General features: G+C 70.6%; 20 protein-coding genes. 12 read left to right on the forward strand and 8 right to left on the reverse strand.

Annotated elements, in window-relative coordinates; translation table 11 throughout:
- The 6 genes from ABLE53_RS15250 to ABLE53_RS15275 form a co-directional block, all read right to left on the reverse strand.
- Entirely contained in the window at positions 1-1,047 is a 1,047-nt protein-coding gene (locus tag ABLE53_RS15250; RefSeq protein WP_348859859.1) for an ABC transporter substrate-binding protein, read from the reverse strand.
- A 20-nt stretch (positions 1,048-1,067) separates the two neighbouring features.
- Positions 1,068-2,423: an LLM class flavin-dependent oxidoreductase gene (locus ABLE53_RS15255; RefSeq protein WP_348859860.1), complete on the reverse strand. Its 1,356-nt coding sequence runs from the start codon at positions 2,421-2,423 to the stop codon at positions 1,068-1,070.
- Between the two features lie 178 nt (positions 2,424-2,601).
- Entirely contained in the window at positions 2,602-3,858 is a 1,257-nt protein-coding gene (locus ABLE53_RS15260; protein WP_348859861.1) for an ROK family protein, read from the reverse strand.
- 41 nt (positions 3,859-3,899) lie between these two features.
- Positions 3,900-4,550, reverse strand: a complete 651-nt coding sequence (locus ABLE53_RS15265; RefSeq protein ID WP_348859862.1) for an alpha/beta hydrolase family protein — start codon at positions 4,548-4,550, stop codon at positions 3,900-3,902.
- On the reverse strand, positions 4,547-5,302 hold the full coding sequence (locus ABLE53_RS15270; protein ID WP_348859863.1) for an SOS response-associated peptidase: 756 nt from the start codon (positions 5,300-5,302) through the stop codon (positions 4,547-4,549). Before ABLE53_RS15270 ends, ABLE53_RS15265 begins: the two co-directional genes overlap by 4 nt.
- A 21-nt stretch (positions 5,303-5,323) precedes the next feature.
- Positions 5,324-6,043: a hypothetical protein gene (locus ABLE53_RS15275; RefSeq protein ID WP_348859864.1), complete on the reverse strand. Its 720-nt coding sequence runs from the start codon at positions 6,041-6,043 to the stop codon at positions 5,324-5,326.
- Positions 6,044-6,245: 202 nt separating this feature from the next.
- Between ABLE53_RS15275 and ABLE53_RS15280 the strand changes: the two genes are divergently transcribed.
- The 7 genes from ABLE53_RS15280 to ABLE53_RS15310 all read left to right on the forward strand — a co-directional run bounded on the left by ABLE53_RS15280 (position 6,246) and on the right by ABLE53_RS15310 (position 13,707).
- The gene (locus ABLE53_RS15280) at positions 6,246-8,834 is read left to right on the forward strand and encodes a sigma-70 family RNA polymerase sigma factor (protein WP_348859865.1); all 2,589 of its coding nucleotides are present in this window, start codon (positions 6,246-6,248) and stop codon (positions 8,832-8,834) included.
- 175 nt (positions 8,835-9,009) lie between these two features.
- Complete coding sequence (locus ABLE53_RS15285; RefSeq protein ID WP_348859866.1) at positions 9,010-9,534, forward strand: DoxX family protein; 525 nt, start codon at positions 9,010-9,012, stop codon at positions 9,532-9,534.
- A gap of 19 nt (positions 9,535-9,553) precedes the next feature.
- Positions 9,554-10,840 carry a 3-phosphoshikimate 1-carboxyvinyltransferase gene (gene aroA / locus ABLE53_RS15290; RefSeq protein WP_348859867.1) on the forward strand — a complete coding sequence of 429 codons (1,287 nt, stop codon included), beginning with the start codon at positions 9,554-9,556 and terminating at the stop codon, positions 10,838-10,840.
- Between the two features lie 2 nt (positions 10,841-10,842).
- Positions 10,843-11,856 carry a ribosome small subunit-dependent GTPase A gene (gene rsgA / locus ABLE53_RS15295; protein ID WP_348859868.1) on the forward strand — a complete coding sequence of 338 codons (1,014 nt, stop codon included), beginning with the start codon at positions 10,843-10,845 and terminating at the stop codon, positions 11,854-11,856.
- A gap of 41 nt (positions 11,857-11,897) precedes the next feature.
- Entirely contained in the window at positions 11,898-12,764 is an 867-nt protein-coding gene (locus ABLE53_RS15300; RefSeq protein ID WP_348859869.1) for an inositol monophosphatase family protein, read from the forward strand.
- A gap of 75 nt (positions 12,765-12,839) precedes the next feature.
- Positions 12,840-13,271, forward strand: coding sequence for a CBS domain-containing protein (locus tag ABLE53_RS15305; protein ID WP_348859870.1), 432 nt, complete (start codon positions 12,840-12,842; stop codon positions 13,269-13,271).
- 67 nt (positions 13,272-13,338) lie between these two features.
- A complete protein-coding gene (locus ABLE53_RS15310; protein WP_348859871.1) occupies positions 13,339-13,707 on the forward strand; it encodes an FKBP-type peptidyl-prolyl cis-trans isomerase in 369 nt (122 codons plus the stop codon).
- A gap of 21 nt (positions 13,708-13,728) precedes the next feature.
- On the opposite strand, the gene ABLE53_RS15315 is transcribed toward ABLE53_RS15310, so the two are convergent.
- Both ABLE53_RS15315 and ABLE53_RS15320 read right to left on the reverse strand, forming a co-directional pair.
- The gene (locus ABLE53_RS15315) at positions 13,729-13,977 is read right to left on the reverse strand and encodes an RNA-binding S4 domain-containing protein (RefSeq protein ID WP_348859872.1); all 249 of its coding nucleotides are present in this window, start codon (positions 13,975-13,977) and stop codon (positions 13,729-13,731) included.
- Positions 13,978-14,074: 97 nt separating this feature from the next.
- Positions 14,075-15,337: a DUF445 domain-containing protein gene (locus ABLE53_RS15320; RefSeq protein ID WP_348859873.1), complete on the reverse strand. Its 1,263-nt coding sequence runs from the start codon at positions 15,335-15,337 to the stop codon at positions 14,075-14,077.
- A gap of 46 nt (positions 15,338-15,383) precedes the next feature.
- Here ABLE53_RS15320 and ABLE53_RS15325 point away from each other — a divergent pair, with 46 nt between their 5' ends.
- The 5 genes from ABLE53_RS15325 to hydA all read left to right on the forward strand — a co-directional run bounded on the left by ABLE53_RS15325 (position 15,384) and on the right by hydA (position 19,331).
- A complete protein-coding gene (locus ABLE53_RS15325; RefSeq protein ID WP_348859874.1) occupies positions 15,384-15,779 on the forward strand; it encodes an FAD synthase family protein in 396 nt (131 codons plus the stop codon).
- Positions 15,780-15,803: 24 nt separating this feature from the next.
- Positions 15,804-16,448: an NAD(P)-dependent oxidoreductase gene (locus ABLE53_RS15330; protein WP_348859875.1), complete on the forward strand. Its 645-nt coding sequence runs from the start codon at positions 15,804-15,806 to the stop codon at positions 16,446-16,448.
- A 112-nt stretch (positions 16,449-16,560) separates the two neighbouring features.
- Complete coding sequence (locus ABLE53_RS15335) at positions 16,561-16,857, forward strand: hypothetical protein (RefSeq protein ID WP_348859876.1); 297 nt, start codon at positions 16,561-16,563, stop codon at positions 16,855-16,857.
- A 186-nt stretch (positions 16,858-17,043) separates the two neighbouring features.
- Positions 17,044-17,892: a nitrilase-related carbon-nitrogen hydrolase gene (locus ABLE53_RS15340; RefSeq protein ID WP_348859877.1), complete on the forward strand. Its 849-nt coding sequence runs from the start codon at positions 17,044-17,046 to the stop codon at positions 17,890-17,892.
- An 11-nt stretch (positions 17,893-17,903) separates the two neighbouring features.
- On the forward strand, positions 17,904-19,331 hold the full coding sequence (hydA, locus tag ABLE53_RS15345; RefSeq protein WP_348859878.1) for a dihydropyrimidinase: 1,428 nt from the start codon (positions 17,904-17,906) through the stop codon (positions 19,329-19,331).
- The last annotated feature ends 9 nt before the right edge of the window (positions 19,332-19,340 follow it).

Here is a 19,340-nt window from a genome sequence, read left to right on the forward strand (position 1 = left end):
TCAGCCCTTCGCCACGTCGTTGTACTGGTTGGTGTAGACATTGCTCGGCCTCGCCTTCGACGGATCCACGTCGCCGCGGGCCTTCAGCCAGTCGAGCCAGATCGAGAAGTCGCGGTCGCGCATCGCGGCCGTCTGCGGCGTCGCAACGCCCGTGGAGCCGCCCCAGTTCTTGTCGACCGCCGCGACGTAGCTTCCGTAGCCGTTCTCGCGGAGCCAGGCGTCGTAGACCTTGAGCACCTGGTCGCGGGGGTGGCTCTCGATGTAGCGGACCGCCTTGGCGATGCCCGTCACGACCTTCTCGGACGTGCGGGGGTTCTCGTCGAGGAAGTCGGTCCGCATCGACGCGCCGCCGCCGTTGTAGGTGCCGACCACGTCGGTGTCCTTGACCAGCGTCCGCAGGTCCAGCCCGGTCTCCTCGGTGGCCTTCACCAGTCCTGTGCCGACGTCGATCGCGTCGACCTGGTGCTCCTGCAGCGCCTCGACCATGTTGAGCGGCGGCAGAGGCACCAGGGTGACCTGCCTGATCTGGTCCTGGGTCAGCCCGCTCTTCAGCATCCAGGTGTCGATGACAGCCTCGGCGTTCGCGCCGAGCGTGTTGACCGCGATCTTCTTGCCGACCAGGTCCTGGGCGGACCGGACGGAGGAGTCCTCGAGCGTGACGATCTGCGAGCTGACCTTGGCGTTGGAGCCGTACGTCGCGACGACTGCCTTGATCGGCGCTCCGGTAGCGACCACCTGCCCGATGGCGCCGAAGAAGCAGCTGGTGGAGATGTCGACCTGATCCCCAACGAGTGCCTGCACCGCCTGCGGCCCACCAGTCACGTCGCCGACCTTCTTCAGGGTCACTCCGTCCAGGTAGCCCAGGGCAGCAGCGAGCTGGAGGACGTCCACCGAGCCGGCACTGGACTGGTAGCGGATCGTTGTCGTCGGACCGTTCTGCGCGCCGCAGGCCGAGAGGTTCAGGCCGGCGATCAGTGCCGCGGCCGCGAGCGCGGCGAGGCGCCGTGGGCGCCGTCGTACCCCGGTGGTCATCGTGGTGGCCCTCATCAGCGCGTCGTTGCCGCCCGTCACCTGCCGACGGCCACGGATGGCTCGGCGGTGTAGACGCTCTCGGGACGGGGCAGTCCGTAGTGCTCGCGCAGCGTCGAGCCGGCGTACTCGGTGCGGAAGAGGCCACGGTCCTGCAGGATCGGGACCACCTGCGCGGTGAACGCGTCGAGGAGCTGCGGGTAGAGCGGCGGCATGACGTTGAACCCGTCGGCGGCGCCGTTCTCGAACCACTCCTGGATGAGGTCGGCGACCTGCACCGGGGTGCCGTGGACCACGTTGTGACCGCGACCGCCGGCGAGGCGGTGGAGCAGCTCGCGCAGCGTGGGGCGGTCGCGCTCGACGATGTTGGCGACGACCTGCTTGCGGCTCCGGTTGTTGTCGAGCACGTTGCCCGCGCCGCCGAAGATCTCGACCGGCACCTTCTCGTCCAGGTCGAGGTGACGCAGCGAGACGCCGACGAGCTTCTCGAGCTGGTTGAGGCCGAACTCGGTGACCGTCAGGCTGTTGAAGTAGCGGTACAGCTCCTCCGCCTCCGCGGGGGACTCCCCGATGAACGCGCTGATGCCGGGCAGCACGAGGACATGGCCGGGGTCGCGCCCCAGCGAGCGTGCCCTGGCCTTGATGTCGGCGTAGAACGCCTGCGCGTCGCCCAGGGTCTGGTGGGCGGTGAAGATCGCCTCGGCGTTGCGCGCGGCGAACGCGCGGCCCTCGTTCGAGGAGCCGGCCTGGACGTAGACCGGACGTCCCTGCGGCGACCGGGGCGCGCTGAAGGGCCCCTTCACCTTCAGGTGGCGTCCGACGTGGTCGACGGGGTGCACCTTCGAGGCGTCGACGTAGTCGCCCGACATGCGATCGGCGACGACCGCGTCGTCCTCCCAGCTGTCCCACAGCTTGGTGACGACGTCGACGAACTCCTGGGCGCGCTCGTACCGCTCCTCATTGCTCGGCACGCCGTCGAGCCCGAAGTTGGGCGCGGCGGCCTCGTTGTAGGTCGTGACGATGTTCCACCCGGCACGACCGGCCGAGATCCGGTCCAGGCTGGCGAAGAGGCGGGCGAGGTTGAAGGGCTCGAAGTAGGTGGTCGAGGCCGTTGCGATCAGCCCGATCCGCTCCGTGGCGGCGGCGATCGCGGTCAGGAGCGTGACCGGCTCGAACTGGTTGCTCGGGCGGTGGCGGGTTCCGTACCACGCGGGGCCGTCGGCGAGGAAGACCGCGTCGAGCTTCGCCTCCTCGGCTTTCCGGGCGATCTCCTGGTACCAGGTGATGTCGTCGATCCTGTCGACCGCGCTCTCGGGGTGGCGCCACGAGGCCTCGTGGTGCCCGGTGTCGTGCAGGAACGCGTTGAGGCTCAGCTGGCGGCCGGACTGGCTCACGTGTGACTCCTTCGACCGCGACGGCAGTGTGCGGCATTGGTTCGACGGACGGACAGGGCGGACAGGGGCCGGCGGACGGGTGACCGCGGGCGGCTGGGCGGGACTGCCCTCGCCGCTAAATAAGACTAAACTAATCGACTTAGTCGTCAACAATGCTCCCGACTGAATTAAGTCGCACTCAGGAAGCGGTCGGGAGGCCCGGCCACGCGAGCGGCGCGGCGTAGACCCTCTCGAGCACGACGCTTCCGCCGGCCACAGCGAGCGGCGACTCGGCGAAGCTCGACGGGACGACCACCCGGCCGGGGTCGTCCACGATCTCCGACCGCGCAGCCACCTCCGCCAGGAGTGCCTCGCGTGCCGGCGGAAGCCACAGGAACCCGGACTCCATGACAGTCAGCACCTCCGGGTCGAAGAGGTCGAGCAGGTAGGCGACCGCGTGACCGAGCAGCCGCGCCCGCTCGACGAAGAGGTCGATGAGCCGCTCGTCACCCTGCTGCGCCAGCGCCTGCAGGTCGCCGACGTGGCGGGCCGCGATACCGAGCCCTGCGGCTCGACGCAGCAGGCTGCGCTCCGAGACCGCCGCCTGGAGGCAGCCGACACGGCCGCACCGGCACGAGTCGGCGGCGATGCGGTCCGCATCGACGGGGAGGTGGGCGACGGTGCCGGACGCGGAGCGCGACCCCTGGTGCACGCGCCCCCGGATCGAGAAGGCGGCGTCGACCACGTTGCCGACGAAGACGTGGACGATACTCTCGCGCGCACGCACCGCATGCCGGCCGAACAGCTGCTCGGCCCGCAGCAGCGCCCGCCCGTGGCTCTCGACGTAGGTCGGCAGGCCGGTTCTCGCCTCGAACTGCTCGCGCAGCGGGACGTTGCGCCAGTCGAGCACCGTGTGCTCGACCACGACCCCCGAGGCGCGGTCGACGCGACCTCCGGACGCCACGCCGACGCCGAGGATCCGGCGATCCGCGAACTCCTCGCGGAACACGGCCACCTCGCCGGCCACGAGCTCGACGACCTGCGCCGGCGCGGGCGCGTCGTACGACACCCTGCGCTGGGCCATGACCCGCCCGCGCAGATCGAGGACGGCGACGGTGGCGTGCGGGACCGCCACGTGCACGCCGACGAGGGCGACCGCGTCGGGATCGAGATCCAGCGGGACGTGCGGTCGCCCGAAGCCGGGCGGACCGGCGGCCTCAGGGACCTCGCGGATCAGCCCGCGCTCGATGAGCGCTCCCGTGACGCCGCTGACCGAGGCCGGGGAGAGTCCGGCCAAGCGCGCGAGGTTGCTGCGTGCCACCGGCCCGTGGTCGAGCACGGCCCGAAGCAGCGCGGCCGCCGAGTCCGAGCCTCGGCGGCCCGCTGGCCGCTCGGGCAGGTCAGCCCGTCGCGTGGTGGCCGAGGAGCGGAGCTGACCCGGCTTTAACCGAACCATTTCACTAGGTTAACAACGATTCGGCGGGATCCGGCGCAGTCTCAGGCCCGGGCGCGCTCCGCGGGACCGATCACCTCGCGGACCATCCACTCCAGCGTCGACTCGATCAGGATCGCGAGTGCGTCCTGCTGGCTGATCGGGCCACGGACACCCACCTTGAGCGAGTGGTCGGCGCCCGGGACGGGCACCACCTCGACCCACTCGGGGAACTCCTCCGGCTTCCCCATCGGGTCACGCTCACCCTGGACGACGAGGGTCGGCACCTTGCTGCCCCGGAGCTCCTCGAGGCGGCTCTTCTCGGGCTTGCCCGGGGGGTGGAGCGGGAAGGCGAGGCACAGGCAGCCGGCGGCACCGAGCGAGCGACCGGTGCGGGCGGCCGAGCGGGCGCCGGCGGAGCGGCCGCCGACGACCATCGGCGTACGCACGCGCATCCAGTTGGCCGCCTCGGTGAGCGCGACGTCGAGGGTGTTCGGAGGCGTCGCGACCGGTCGTCCGGCGACCTTCCAGGGCTGCTCGAAGCGTACGACGGTGATGCCCTGTGCCGGCAGCGCCTTGTTGAGCGCCTCGAGGTCCGGGGTGTCGATGCCGTTGCCGGCACCATGTGACAGCAGCAGGGTAGCCACCGGCTTGCGCGCCCGGCGGGTGACGAGCCGACCCTCGCCGTACGGCGTCTCGATCATCTGCTCTGTCACAGCAGCGTCTCCTCCAGCGGCAGTGGTTCGGTCAGCTCGGGCCCGTTGTTGCGGACGTTGCTCACCAGCGTTGCCACCGGGTAGGCCTCCAAAACGTCGGGCGAGGCCGGCACGAGGAGGTCGGTCGAGCCGGGACGGCGCGGGTCGAGCCACTCCTCCCAGCGGTCCCTCTCGACCATGAGCGGCATCCGGTCGTGGATGCGGCCGAGGTGGTCAGCGGCGTTGGTCGTGATGACGGTGCACGTCCACAGCCAGCGGGTGGGGTCGTCCTTGTCCTTGGTGGGGTCGGGCCACAGCTCGTAGAGCCCTGCCATCGCCAGGATCCCGTGGTCCTTGGGCCGGATGAAGAACGGCTGCTTGCGCGGCTTGCCGCGCTTGTCGAGCTGCGAGGTCTCGTACCACTCGTAGTAGCCGTCGGCGGGGAGCAGGCAGCGGCGCTTCTCGAAGGCCCTCTTGTACGCCGGCTTCTCGGCGACCGTCTCCATCCGCGCGTTGATCATCCGCGAGCCGATCGAGGCGTCCTTCGCCCACGACGGCACGAGGCCCCACTTCACGGTGCGCAGCTGGCGCTCGATCCGGTCCTCGTCGTCGCCATCGTCCTTCCGCGGTGGACGCTCGAGGACGGCGTAGACCTCGTCGGTCGGCGCGACGTTGTAGTTCTCGTCGAGCGGCTCGGGCAGGCGCAGCTCGTCGATCTCGAACACGTCGCCAAGGTCGTCAGGATGCCTGCTGGAGGCGTAGCGCCCGCACATGCGAACACTCTAACGAGCGGCTCACGCCCCCCGGGCGAGCTCATCGAGGAGGATCCCGGCCGATTCGTCGGTGTGCGGCAGCCCCTCGATCCAGACCCGGTCGGCGGAGCTCTCGAGCATCCGCTTCAGCAGCGAGACCCGGGTCGCGAGGGTGTCGTCGCGGGGCACGACGACGACGAGCCGGTTCGGGCCGACCCGGCCGACAGTGGAGATGCCGTCGAACACCGAACGCGCGGTCTCCCCGATCAGCGCCATCCGCCGCGTCCGCGTCAGCGCGTCGACGGCGTCGAGATCCTCGGTGGCGTGGGCGTCGGCCACGACGAGCGCGAACGAGCAGGCGCGGGCGCCGCGATAGAGCTCGGAGATCCGCTCGCGCATGTGGGCGAGAGTGGCGAGACCGGTGTTCGGGTCGGCGCACGAGAGCTGGTGCAGGAACCCGAGGGTGGACTCGCTCCACGCCATCGAGATCGCGTGGCACTCCTCGAAGCTCGGGTCGCGGCCGACGACGAGCCGGGTGGTGGAGCGGAGGCCCTCCAGGGCCTCACCGAGCGGTGCGCCGTCTTCGGCGATGTCACGCCCCGCCACCCAGCACGCCTCGGCGACGTACGGGCTCCCCGCGGCCAGGGCCTCCCCTGCTGCCTCGAAGTGCGGCGGCAGTGCCGCGCGCTGCTCCTCGGTCAGTTCCACCCCGGTCGCGGAGCGATCCTGCCCGCGACGCAGCAGCTTCGTGATGAAGCCCACAGGACCGCCCTCCCTTCCGTCGTCACATGGCACCCTGAGCGCCCATGCGAGAATGGGACGTCACGAGAGCAGTCGCATGACGCTATCGCGCACGTATTTCTCAGCGAATTTTCACGATCAAACTCGGGGTGCAGCATGGAAGCGCGTGACACGCGTGCGCGCGTATCGCGTCATGACCCTCCGAACCGACCGTCCTTGAACCGTGACTGACCCCACCGCCCCTCTGCAGACCGTTGAGGAGCCCGGCGACGCCGAGCTCATCAGCGCCGTACGCGCCGGGGACCTCGAGGCCTACGGGACGCTCTTCGAGCGCCACGTCGAGGCGGCCCGCCGGCTCGCCCGGCAGCTGGTCTCGGCCGGGGACGTCGACGACCTCGTCTCCGAGTCGTTCGCGAAGGTGCTGGCGGTCCTGCAGAAGGGCGGCGGCCCCGACCTGGCCTTCCGCGCCTACCTGCTCACGTCGCTGCGGCGGCTGCACGTCGACAAGATCCGGGCCGGCTCCAGGCTCACCACGACCGACGACCTGACGCCGTACGACCCCGGCGTGCCGTTCGAGGACACCGCCGTCGCGGGCTTCGACAACCAGGCCGCCGCGAAGGCGTTCGCGCAGCTGCCCGAGCGGTGGCAGCAGGTGCTCTGGCACACCGAGGTCGAGGGCCAGAAGCCGGCCGAGATCGCGCCCCTGCTCGGGATGTCCCCCAACTCCGTCTCGGCACTCGCCTACCGCGCCCGAGAGGGGCTGCGCCAGGCGTTCATCTCGATGCACGCACAGGACGCCGTCGACGACGCCTGCGCGCGCACCCGTGCGAACCTCGGCGCCTACATCCGCAACGGGCTGTCCAAACGCGACGCCGCCAAGGTCGAGGAGCACCTGAAGGGGTGCCGGCCGTGTACGGCGATCTACCTCGAGCTCACCGAGGTCAACTCCAACCTCGGGGCGCTGCTCGCGCCGCTGCTGCTCGGGTCGGCCGGGGTCGGCTACCTGGCCGCCGCAACTGGGGGCGCCAAGGTGGGTCTCCTGCTGTTCCTCGGACGGGCGCGGGACTGGCTCATCCACAACCCCGTCGGCCGGGTCACCGCGGGCGCGTCGGGGGTCGCCGCCGCGGCTGTCGTCGTCGCCGCGGTGGCGGTGAGCGGCGGCAACGCGCCCAAGCCCGCTGCCGAGCCGCCCGCCGCCCCACCCTCGAGCGCGACGGCGTCGAGCCAGCCGCCGAGCGCGACCACTCCGCCGGCCAGCACGCCGAAGCCCAAGCCGAAGCCCAAGCCGAAGCCCTCGCCGAAGAGCGCCACCACTCCCCCGGCGACCACGCCGTCTCCCACCACTGCGCCGCCCGTCGTACCTCCGCCGAGCAGTACGCCGTCCAACCCTCCCGCCACCTCGTCCGAGCAGGCGCCGGTCATCGACACGCCGCTCCCCGCTGTCACCGTCACGCCGGGCAAGTCGGTCGTCATCAACCTCACCAAGGGCGCGACCGACCCGAACGGCGACCAGCTGCGGGTGAAGTCCGCGCGGGCCAAGAAGCCTTCCCACGGCACCGTCGTCAAGGGCGGCAAGGCGGGTCGTCCGGTCATGCCGCGGCTCGCCGGCGGCAAGACCGCCGTCAGCGGCGGCGCCTTCGTGCTCGCGCGCTCCTCCGGTCCCGTCACCACCGTCACCTACACGCCCGACGAGGGCTGGCGCGGCACCGACACGATCCTCTACACGCTCTCCGACGGCCACGGCGGCACGGTCAGCGGTTCGGTGAGGGTGCGTACGCCTAACACGCCGCCGATCGCCGACAACTACATGGTTCCGGTGCACGGCGTTCTCTCGCCGGTGAAGCCGACCCTGCTCTGGCCGCTGCGGCACGCGTCCGACTCCAACCGCGACGCTCTCATGCTCGCCGGCTTCACCCAGCCGAAGCGCGGCCACATCACCCCCAACGGTGATGGCTCGCTCACGTACACCGGCGCGCCCGGGGTCGAGGGTTACACGACGCGGTTCACCTACACCGTCAAGGATGGTCACGGGGGTCGCGACACAGGCACGATCACGCTCAAGGTCCGTGCCGACCAGGCACCGATTGCAAAGGACACCTCCGCGTGGACGGTGGTGACCGCGCCGTCCAAGACGAACGGCGACGACGTCGACGTTGTCCCCGGCAGCGTCGAACTAGGAGCTTCCGATCCCGATGGTGACCGACTGACAGCGACATTCAGCGACCCGAAGTACGGACGGATACTGCCCACGTCCGATGGGGATCCGTTGACGTGGATCTACCAGCCCTACGTCACGACGACTTCGGCGGTCATTGACTCGTTTATGTACACCGTCACTGACCCGAGCGGCCGGTCCGCGAGCGCAACCGTCACAGTCCACGTGGACCCAAGGCTGCAAGAACCGGAGGTCTTGCCCGAGACCGGCTATGAGCACGTTCGCGCTGACGTCGTGGGGTGGCCGCAAGAGGGCCAGTCCTCAGGAGCCGTGAGCGTTCAACTCAAAGGAGCTGACGGGTGGTCCGGCGTGGCCCACGTCGCCTGTGGAAAGGATCTTCCCGATCCGCCCCCGTCAACCGCTCAGCGCTGCACGCTCAATTCGCCGAGCACGTCCGCGGTCCATGTCGACTTCACGTACGACCCCGCGGAGGGGTGGAGCTTCCGGACGACCTTTACGTACGGCGGTCACATCCAGATGGTGAAGACGCGCCACGGCGCAACCGCTGCTGGCCCGACATCGAAAACGCAGGGCGCCGCGACGGGTTACGTCCGATGGCTCGATCCACGTCTGCCGCGCCCGGAGCCCGCTCGATGACGGCTCCAACCCGACGGTCGTCGAAACCATTCGCGATCGGACTCGGCAGGAAGCTCGTCGCCCGTATCGGCTCGGCTCAAGCGCCGCCGTTCGTAACGCTGACGCGCGGGCTGCCCCGGCATTGAGTCCGCGTCGGTCCGGCATGGCCGAGGGCGTTACGGGTTACTGTCGACCCATGACCCTGAGCAGACTGATCGCCCGCCCGCTCATGTCGTCGATCTTCGTGGTGGGCCCGATCAACGCCCTCAAGAATGCCGAGGCGCACGCGAAGAAGGCCGAGCCCATCACCGGGCCGCTGGTGCAGGCGGCGCAGAAGGCCGGCGTACCCGTCCAGCACGACCCGAAGACGATGGTGCGGATCAACGCCGGCGTACAGCTGCTGGGCGCGGTCGGCCTGATCACCGGCAAGTTCCCGCGGCTCTCGTCGGCGCTGCTGGCCGGGAGCCTGGTGCCGACGACGCTGGCGGGCCACCGGTTCTGGGAGGAGTCGGACCCGGCGGCGAAGAAGATGCAGCAGATCCAGTTCGCCAAGAACCTCTCGCTCATCGGCGGGCTGATCATCGCGGCCGGCGACACCGAGGGGAAGCCGGGCCTGGCGTGGCGTGCGCGCCGCGCCGCGAAGGACGCCCGCCGCGAGGCGCGCCACCTGGCGGTGTCCGCCCGGCAGGAGGCGAAGCTCGCCAAGGCGAAGGTGGCGTGAGCCCGGATAACCTTCAGGGGTGACGACCTCGCCCCGGACCGATCTGCTGGCCGACCCCTGGCCGGCGCCCCGCGCAACCGCACCGGTGGACGCGACGGTGACGCTGCCTGGGAGCAAGTCGCTCACCAACCGTGCACTGCTGCTGGCGGCCATCGCCGACCAGCCGTCGGTCGTACGCCGCGCGCTGCGCTCGCGCGACACGCTCCTCATGGCGGCCGCGCTCACGGCGCTGGGCAGCGCGGTCGACACGTCCGGCCCGGACTGGACCGTCACGCCGGGCGCGTTCGACCATGACGCCTTCGTCGACTGCGGGCTGGCCGGAACGGTGATGAGGTTCGTGCCGCCGGTCGCGGCGCTGTCGACGGGCGAGGTCGCCTTCGACGGCGACGAGCACATGCGGCAGCGGCCGATCGGCGAGGTGTTGACGGCGCTGCGCTCGCTCGGCGTCGACATCAGCGGCGAGCGGCTGCCCTTCACGATCCACGGCACGGGAGCCGTCCCCGGCGGGACGGTCGTCATCGACGCGTCGGCCTCGAGCCAGTTCATCAGTGCGCTGCTGCTCGCGGGTGCGCGCTACGAGCACGGTGTCGACGTGCGCCACGACGGCAAGCCGGTCCCCTCGCTCCCCCACATCGACATGACCGTGGCGATGCTGCGCGAGCACGGCGTCGAGGTGGACGACTCCGAGGCCAACCGCTGGGCGGTCGCGCCCGGCGTGGTCAAGGCGGTCGACCGCAGCATCGAGCCCGACCTCTCCAACGCGGCTCCGTTCCTCGCGCTCGCCGCCGTCTCGGGTGGCACGGTCACGGTCCGCGACTGGCCGGAGGTCACCGACCAGGCCGGCGACGCGCTGCGCGACATCCTGACCCAGCTGGGCTGCACCGTCGCATTCACCGACGACGGGCTCGCCGTCGCGGGGCCGGGCCTCGCCGGCCTGGAGGGAGTCGACCTGGACCTGCACGACGTCGGCGAGCTCGCCCCCGCGGTCGCAGCGCTCTGCGCGCTCGCCTCGGGCCCCTCGCACCTGCGCGGCATCGGCCACATCCGCGGCCACGAGACCGACCGGCTCGCCGCCCTGGCCGCCGAGCTGTCCGCGCTCGGCGCCGACGTGACCGAGCATCCGGACGGCCTCTCGCTGCGACCGGCGACGCTCCACGGCGGTGTCTTCCACACCTACGCCGACCACCGGATGGCCCAGGCCGGCGTGATCGTGGGGGCTGCCGTCGACGGCGTACTCGTCGAGAACATCGCCACCACCGGCAAGACCTTCACCGACTTCGCGCCGTTCTGGGCCTCGCTGTTCTGACGATGGCCCGCTCCGCACGCCGCTACTCCGACGAGGACGTCGAGCACTACGACCGGCCCCGGCGGCGGACCAGGCCGCGGACCAAGGAGCGGCCGGCGTACGACGACGCCGTGGCCGGCGTGGTGGTGACCGTCGACCGCGGGCGCTTCACGCTGCTCGTCGAGACCTCCGACGGTCCGGTGACGGTGATGGCGATGAAGGCCCGGCCGCTCGGCCGCAAGGGCGTGGTCGTCGGCGACCGCGTCCGCGTGGTGGGCGACGTCTCCGGCGCCGAGGGCAGCCTCGCCCGGATCGTCGAGGTGGAGCCGCGTACGACGGTGCTGCGGCGGACCGCCGACGACGACGACCCCGTCGAGCGGGTGGTGGTCGCCAACGCCACCCAGCTGGTCGTGGTGACGGCGCTCGCCGACCCCGAGCCGCGGACCGGGCTCATCGACCGGGCGCTGGTGGCGGCGTACGACGCCGGGATGGCGCCGCTGCTCTGCCTCACCAAGGCCGACCTGGCGGACCCGCAGACGCTGCTCGCGACGTACCGCTCCCTGGGCGTGCCCTGGGTCGTGACGCAGAAGGGCGGCGACCTCAGCGAGCTCCGCGAGCGTCTCGCCGGCGAGACGTCGGTGCTGCTCGGTCACAGCGGCGTCGGCAAGTCGACGCTGGTCAACGCGCTCGTCCCGGACGCGGGCCGCGAGGTCGGCGTCGTCAACGCCGTCACCGGGCGCGGGAGGCACACCTCGACCTCGGCGCTCCTGCTCCCCCTGCCCGGCGGCGGCTGGATCGTGGACACCCCCGGCATCCGGTCGTTCGGGCTCGCGCACGTCGAGCCGGGGGACCTGATCAAGGCGTTCCCCGACCTCGAGGAGATGACCGTCGACTGCCCGCGCGGCTGCACGCACGGCGTGGAGGAGCCTGAGTGCGGCCTCGACCTCGCGATCGAGCGGGGCGAGCTCGACGCGGACCGGGTCGCGTCCTTCAGGCGCCTCCTCGAGGCGCGGTCGGTGCCGGCGTACCTTCTCTAGGTCGGATCCCGCTGGGCGGGTCGGGACACTAAGGTGGGCCCGTGGCTGGCACACCTGACTTCAACGACGACCTGCGGCTGGCGCACCTCCTCGCCGACGACGCGGACTCGCTGTCGACCTCGCGGTTCAAGGCGCTCGACCTGCACGTGATGACGAAGCCGGACCTCACCCCGGTCAGCGACGCCGACAAGGCCGTCGAGGAGTCGATCCGCCGCACGCTCTCGCGGGCACGGACCCGGGACGCCGTCACCGGCGAGGAGCAGGGCTCGACCGGCTCCTCGAACCGACGCTGGATCATCGACCCGATCGACGGCACCAAGAACTACGTGCGCGGCGTACCCGTCTGGGCCACCCTCATCGCCCTCGCGGTCGAGAACGAGGTCGTGATGTCGGTCGTCTCCGCACCGCAGCTCGGCCGGCGCTGGTGGGCGGCGAAGGGCCAGGGTGCCTACACCGGCAAGTCGCTGATGAAGGCGACGAAGTGCCAGGTCTCCGACGTACGCCGCCTCGAGGACGCGTCACTGTCGTACTCCTCGCTCCACGGCTGGGAGGAGCGCGGCCGGCTCGAGGACTTCCTCTCCCTCATGCGGCGCTGCTGGCGTACGCGCGCCTACTCGGACTTCTGGTCCTACATGCTCGTCGCCGAGGGTGCCGTCGACATCGCGGTGGAGCCGGAGCTGGAGGTGTACGACATGGCCGCGCTCGACGTCATCGTGCGCGAGGCCGGCGGGACCTTCACCTCGCTCGACGGCACCGAGGGCCCGTGGGGCGGCAACGCGCTGGCGACCAACGGACACCTGCACGACGCCGTGCTCTCCTTCCTCGGCTCGCTGCCCGACGGCGACTCCGACGCCGACTGGCCGGCGCCACGCCCCGGAAGCGTCACACCGTTCCGGCGACCGGACTGACGCCGGCGCGCGACGTCGGAGTCTTGTCCCACAGGTCCCTTTCGCCGGCCGGTCCGCAGGCCCTACCGTCGGAAGATGCACATCGAGGAGATCCTCGCTCGCAAGGCCCGTCCCGACGTCGTGACGATCGGCCCGGACGAGACCGTCCGCACGCTGCTCGGCGTGCTGGCCTCGCACGGCATCGGCGCCTGCGTCGTCAGTCCTGACGGGAGCCGGCTGGCCGGCATCGTGAGCGAGCGTGACGTGGTGAGAAGGCTCCACACCGACGAGTCCCTGCTCGACCTCGAGGTCGGCGAGATCATGACCCCCGCGGTCGTCACCTGCGGCCCGGAGGCGACGGTCGACGAGCTGATGACGATCATGACCGAGCGGCGGATCCGGCACGTGCCGGTCCTGCGCGACGGCGTACTCGCCGGCATCGTCAGCATCGGCGACCTCGTCAAGCACCGCATCGACGAGCTCGCCTTCGAGCGGGACCAGCTGGAGGCGTACGTCCACCAGACCTGACGCCGGTCGGCGCGTGTGCACGTGCCCGGCCGCCGGGTCGCCGCGCATGTGCGCCTAGGCTGGCGGCATGGAGAAGCCTGAGATCGAGTCCTTCGACCCCGAGCCGCCGACCGACCTGGTGGTCACCGACATCACCGAGGGTGACGGCGAGGAGGCGACCGCCGGCAAGACGGTGTCGGTCCACTACGTGGGCGTCGCCCACTCGACGGGCGAGGAGTTCGACGCGTCCTACAACCGCGGTCAGCCGCTCCAGTTCCGCCTCGGCATCGGCCAGGTCATCTCGGGCTGGGACCAGGGCGTGCAGGGGATGAAGGTCGGCGGGCGCCGGCAGCTCGTCATCCCGCCGCACCTGGGCTACGGCGACCGCGGCGCGGGCGGGGTCATCAAGCCCGGCGAGACGCTGATCTTCGTGGTCGACCTGCTCGGCGTGAGCTGAGCCGCCCTGCCCTTCGGCAGGTCACCACGGCAGGTTGTCGTCGTACGACGCCTCGTCGGTCACCCTGGCCGCCTGTCCTGCCAGCTCCACGACGTCGCCGAGGCGCAGCTGGCGGCCGCGCCGCGTCTCCACCTCGCCGTTGACGCGGACCAGGCCGCCGGCGATGACCGGCTTGGCCTCGGCGCCGGTCTCGACGAGGTTGGCCAGCTTCAGGAACTGACCGAGCCTGATCGACTCGTCGCGGATCGGGACGTCCTGCGGCTCGCTCACGCTCCGATCGTCGCACGGTGGCGACGCGACCGACCAAAGGTGGCGACTCGACGTGCCACAACTGGCGACTCGACGTGCCACAACTGGTGATCCGAGGTCAGGTGAGCTGGGTGGCGGTGTGGATGAGTACGCCGACGAGGCCGCCGACGATGGTGCCGTTGATCCGGATGAACTGAAGGTCGCGGCCCACGTGGAGCTCGATCCGCTTGGCCGCCTCGCGGCCGTCCCAGCGCTCGATGGTGTGGGTGATGAGGGCGGTGGCCTCCGAGCCGTACCGGTTGACGACGAAGACCGCCGCGTCGGAGGCGAGCCCGTCGAGCCGGTGCTGCAGCGCCTCGTCGGCGATGAGCCGCGAGGCGAAGAGCTGGACCTCGTCGAGGGCCCGCTTGCGTACGGCGCCGTCGGGGTCCTCCAGCGAGCCGGTGAGCGCCCGGCGGAGCGCGTCCCAGAGCGCGATGGAGGTCTCGATGACCTGCGGGTGGTCGAGGAGGCGCAGCTTGAGCCGCTCGGCCCGCTCCTGGGTCGGGGGGTCGTTGACCAGGTCGTTGGCGAGGTCGCGCAGCAGGGAGTCGAAGGCCTTGCGGGCGCGGTGGTCAGGGTCGTCACGGATGTCGGCGACCCAGCGGACCAGCTCGACGTGGATCCGGTTGGTGAGCGGCTCCTTCAGCGCCTGCGGCGCCCACCAGGGGGCCCGCTCGCCGAGCACGTCGGTGACGGTCTCCTGGTGCTCGAGCAGCCAGCCGTGGAGCTCGACCAGGGCCAGGTCGACGAGGCCGTGGTGGACGTTGTCGTCGAGCGCTTCCCCGAGCGTCGTGCCGAGCAGCGGGGCGATCGGCTCCTCCCGCAGACGCGGCACGACCGCCTCGGTCACCAGTGCCTCGATGTGGTCGTTGCGGACCCGCTTCAGGACCGCCGCGGCGATCACCGCGGCCTCGTCGACCAGCCGCTTCGCGTTGGCCTCCTCGGAGAGCCACAGCCCGATCCGCAGCGCCGGCATCGAGACGGTGATCCGGTCCCGGATGATCTCCTCCTGCAGGAAGTTGTCGCCGACGAACTCCTCCAGGCTGGCCCCGATGTCGTCCTTGCGCTTCGGGATCAGGGCGGTGTGCGGGATGGGCAGCCCGAGCGGGTGCCGGAACAGCGCCGAGACCGCGAACCAGTCGGCCATGGCACCGACCATCGAGGCCTCCGCGCCCGCGTTGACGTAGCCCCAGAACCCGCCGTGGTGCAGCGTCGCGACATAGACGATCGCCGCCAGGACGAGCAGCCCCGTGGCGACGGTCCGCATGCGTCGCAGCGCCCGGCGGCGTACGGCGTCGGCCGCGGTGTCCACCGCCATCAGGCCGCCCGGTGAGGTCATGGCGTGATTCTGCCCGGTGGTACCTGACGTGCGAGAATCCCATCCCATGTCCCGCACCGTCATCACCTTCGGCACGTTCGATGTGTTCCACATCGGCCACCTCCGGATGATTGAGCGGGCAGCGGCGTACGGCGACCGTCTCGTGGTCGGCGTGTCCGCCGACGAGCTCAACCGCAAGAAGAAGGACCGCGACCCGGTCTTCAGCCAGGGCGAGCGGCTCGCGATCGTCGCGGCGCTCAAGCCGGTCGACGAGGTCTTCCTCGAGGAGAGCCTCGAGCTGAAGCGGCACTACATCGAGACCTACAAGGCCGACGTCCTGGTCATGGGCGACGACTGGTCGGGGCGGTTCGACGAGTTCAAGGACGCCTGCGAGGTCGTCTACCTCCCGCGCACGCCCGCCATCTCGACGACGGCCCTCATCGAGAAGATCTCCGGCGTCTGACCGGCCGCCCGCTAGGTTGACCGCATGTCGACCATCGTGATCTTCGGAGGCACCGGCTACGCCGGTGGCAACATCGCCCGGGAGGCTGTCAAGCGCGGCCACAGCGTCATCTCCTACAGCCGGCACGAGCCGAGCGCGCCCGACGAGGGCGTCGAGTACCGCATCGGGACCCTCGCCGACGAGGACACCGTCCGCAAGGCGGCGCGGGACGCCGACGAGCTCGTCATCGCGGTCCACGGCGCCGACGTCGACGGCCGCAAGCTGGTGGAGCTCGTCCCGTCGCTGATCTCGGCGTCGATCGACGCCGGCGTACGCCTCTCCTTCGTCGGTGGCGCCGGCAGCTCGCTCGTCGCCCCGGACGGGCCGAGATTGATCGACACGCCTGACTTCAAGGAGGAGTGGAAGCCGGAGGCCTCCTCCCACGCCGAGGTCCTCGCGGCCCTGGAGCAGTCCCCCGAGGAGCTGCGCTGGTTCTACGTCTCCCCCGCAGCGCTCTTCGGCGCCTGGGCGCCGGGGGAGACGCTCGGCACCTATCGCACCGGCGGGGACCTGCTCGTCACCAAGGAGGACGGATCCTCGGAGATCTCCGGAACCGACTTCGCGCTCGCCTACGTCGACGAGATCGAGCAGTCCAACCACCCCCGGCAGCGGTTCACCACCGGTCACTGACGGCGCCGGTCCGGACCACGCGCCCGCCCCGCGTAACGCGGGGCGGGCGCTCGTCGTTGGGGCTCTGTCAGGCCGCCCCGGCGGCTCGGGTCACGGACGAGGTGGGTGTCGGATGCCGCTCGCGACGGCTGCGAAGGTCGAGGTGCTCGGCGTGCTCGTCCGGGCCGGTCGCGAGGTCCGCGCCACGCTCAGCGCCGCCGACTGCGACCTGGCCGTCGAGACCTGCGCCGACGTCGCCGCCATGGCCAACCGGCTCCCCGGCGCCCTCCCCCACGACCGCGGCCGCGCTGCCCGCGACGGCGTCGCGCTGCTGCTCGAGCTCGGCTGCCCCCGGGTCGACCCGACCCTGCGACTCCGGCTCGCCCGCGCGGTCGAGCAGGTCGTCGTACGCCGGCTGACGGCTGCCTGACCGGGCAGCGGTCCAGATCGGGCGCATTTCGTGGGCCGATTGCTCTGGACAGGCCCGGGGCCGAGGGCAACCCTTAATCCCTCCGACACACGTCGAAACCCCGCCGACATGTCGTGTCACGACGATCACGGGGTGGGGTTTCACGGCGGTGCCCCTGACCGGCTGATGCGAGAGGAATGAGGGCCAATGACGATCGTGCGAGCGGCCATCACGCAGACCACCTGGACCGGCGACAAGGAGTCGATGCTCGATCGCCACGAGCAGTTCGCCCGTGACGCGGCGGCCCAGGACGCGCAGGCCATCTGCTTCCAGGAGCTCTTCTACGGGCCGTACTTCGGCATCACCCAGGACAAGAAGTACTACCGCTTCGCCGAGCCCGCCGACGGGCCGGTCGTGCAGCGCTTCGCGAGCCTCGCCAAGGAGCTCGGCATGGTGATGGTGCTGCCGATCTACGAGGAGGAGCAGACCGGCGTCTACTACAACACCAGCGTGCTGGTGGACGCCGACGGCACCGTGCTCGGCAAGTACCGCAAGAACCATCTCCCCCACGTCGACAAGTTCTGGGAGAAGTTCTACTTCCGGCCCGGCAACCTCGGCTATCCGGTCTTCGACTGCGCGATCGGCAAGGTCGGGATGTACATCTGCTACGACCGGCACTTCCCCGAGGGCTGGCGCGAGCTCGGCCTGGCCGGCGCCCACATCGTCTTCAACCCCAACGCCACCAAGCCCGGCCTCTCCAACCGGCTCTGGGAGGTCGAGGGGCCGTGCGCGGCCGTCGCCAACGGCTACTTCGTGCTGCAGCCCAACCGGGTCGGCCTCGAGGACAACGAGTACGGCGACGAGGCGGTCAACTTCTACGGCACCAGCCAGGTGATCGACCCGCGCGGCAACTTCGTCGGCGAGCTCGGCTCCAGTGAGAAGGAGGAGCTGCTCGTCCGCGACCTCGAGATGGACATGGTCCAGGAGATGCGCGACGACTGGCAGTTCTACCGCGACCGCCGGCCGGACACGTACGCCGCGATCGCGAAGCCCTGAGGGAGGTCTCGATGAGCACGACTCTCATCACCGGCGGCACCGTCGTCAGCGCCACCGGCCGCACGGTCGCCGACGTCCTCGTCGACGGCGAGACCATCGTCGCCCTCCTCCAGCCCGGCACCGCGCCCTTCGGCCCGGTCAACGCCGACACGACGATCGACGCGACCGGGAAGTACGTCATCCCCGGCGGCGTCGACGCCCACACCCACATGGAGATGCCGTTCGGCGGCACCTTCGCGTCCGACACCTTCGAGACCGGCACCCGCGCCGCGGCGTGGGGAGGTACGACGACGATCGTCGACTTCGTCGTGCAGTACCCCGACCAGCGGGTCATGGACCAGTACCACCTGTGGCACGAGAAGGCCGCCGGCAACTGCGCGATCGACTACGGCTTCCACCAGATCCTCTCCGACGTCCAGGACGAGTCGCTCAAGGCGATGGACGAGCTGATCGGCGAGGGCGTCACCAGCTTCAAGCTCTTCATGGCCTACAAGGGCGTCTTCCTCAGCGACGACGGCCAGATCCTGCGGGCGTTCCAGAAGGGCGCCGAGAACGGCGCGATGATGATGATGCACGCCGAGAACGGCGCCATGATCGACGTCCTCGTCAAGCAGGCGGTCGAGGCCGGCAACACCACGCCGTACTGGCACGGCGTCACCCGCCCGTGGCAGGCCGAGGAGGAGGCCACCCACCGGGCGATCATGATCGCCGACCTGACCGGCGCGCCGCTGTACGTCGTCCACGTCTCCGCCAAGCAGGCGGTCCAGCAGATCGCCGCCGCACGCGACCGAGGGCTCAACGTCTTCGGCGAGACCTGCCCGCAGTACCTCTACCTCTCCCTCGAGGAGCAGCTCGGCGCCAGCAGCGAGGAGTGGGGCGACTTCGAGGGCGCCAAGTGGGTCTGCTCCACTCCCCTGCGCTCGCGCGCCGAGGGCCACCAGGACGCGATGTGGCAGAGCCTGCGGACCAACGACATCCAGATGGTCTCCACCGACCACTGCCCCTTCTGCATGAAGGAGCAGAAGGAGATGGGCATCGGGGACTTCTCCAAGATCCCGAACGGCATCGGCTCGGTCGAGAACCGCCTCGACCTGATGTACCAGGGCGTCGTCACCGGCGAGATCACCCTCGAGCGCTGGGTCGAGATCACCTCCACGACCCCGGCCCGGATGTTCGGCCTGTACGGCAAGAAGGGCGTCATCGCGCCCGGCGCCGACGCCGACATCGTCGTCTACGACCCGAACGGCCACACCTCCATCGGGGTCGGAAAGGCCCACCACATGAACATGGACTACTCCGCCTGGGAGGGCTTCGAGATCGACGGTCACGTCGACCTCGTCATGTCGCGGGGCTCGGTGATCGTGGACGGGACCGGCTATGTCGGCACGAAGGGCCACGGGCAGTACGTCAAGCGCGGCACCTCGCAGTACCTGAGCTGACCCACGTCA

Source organism: Nocardioides asiaticus, from assembly GCF_040049175.1.
In the GTDB taxonomy this organism is placed as follows: Bacteria; Actinomycetota; Actinomycetes; order Propionibacteriales; family Nocardioidaceae; genus Nocardioides; species Nocardioides cheoyonin.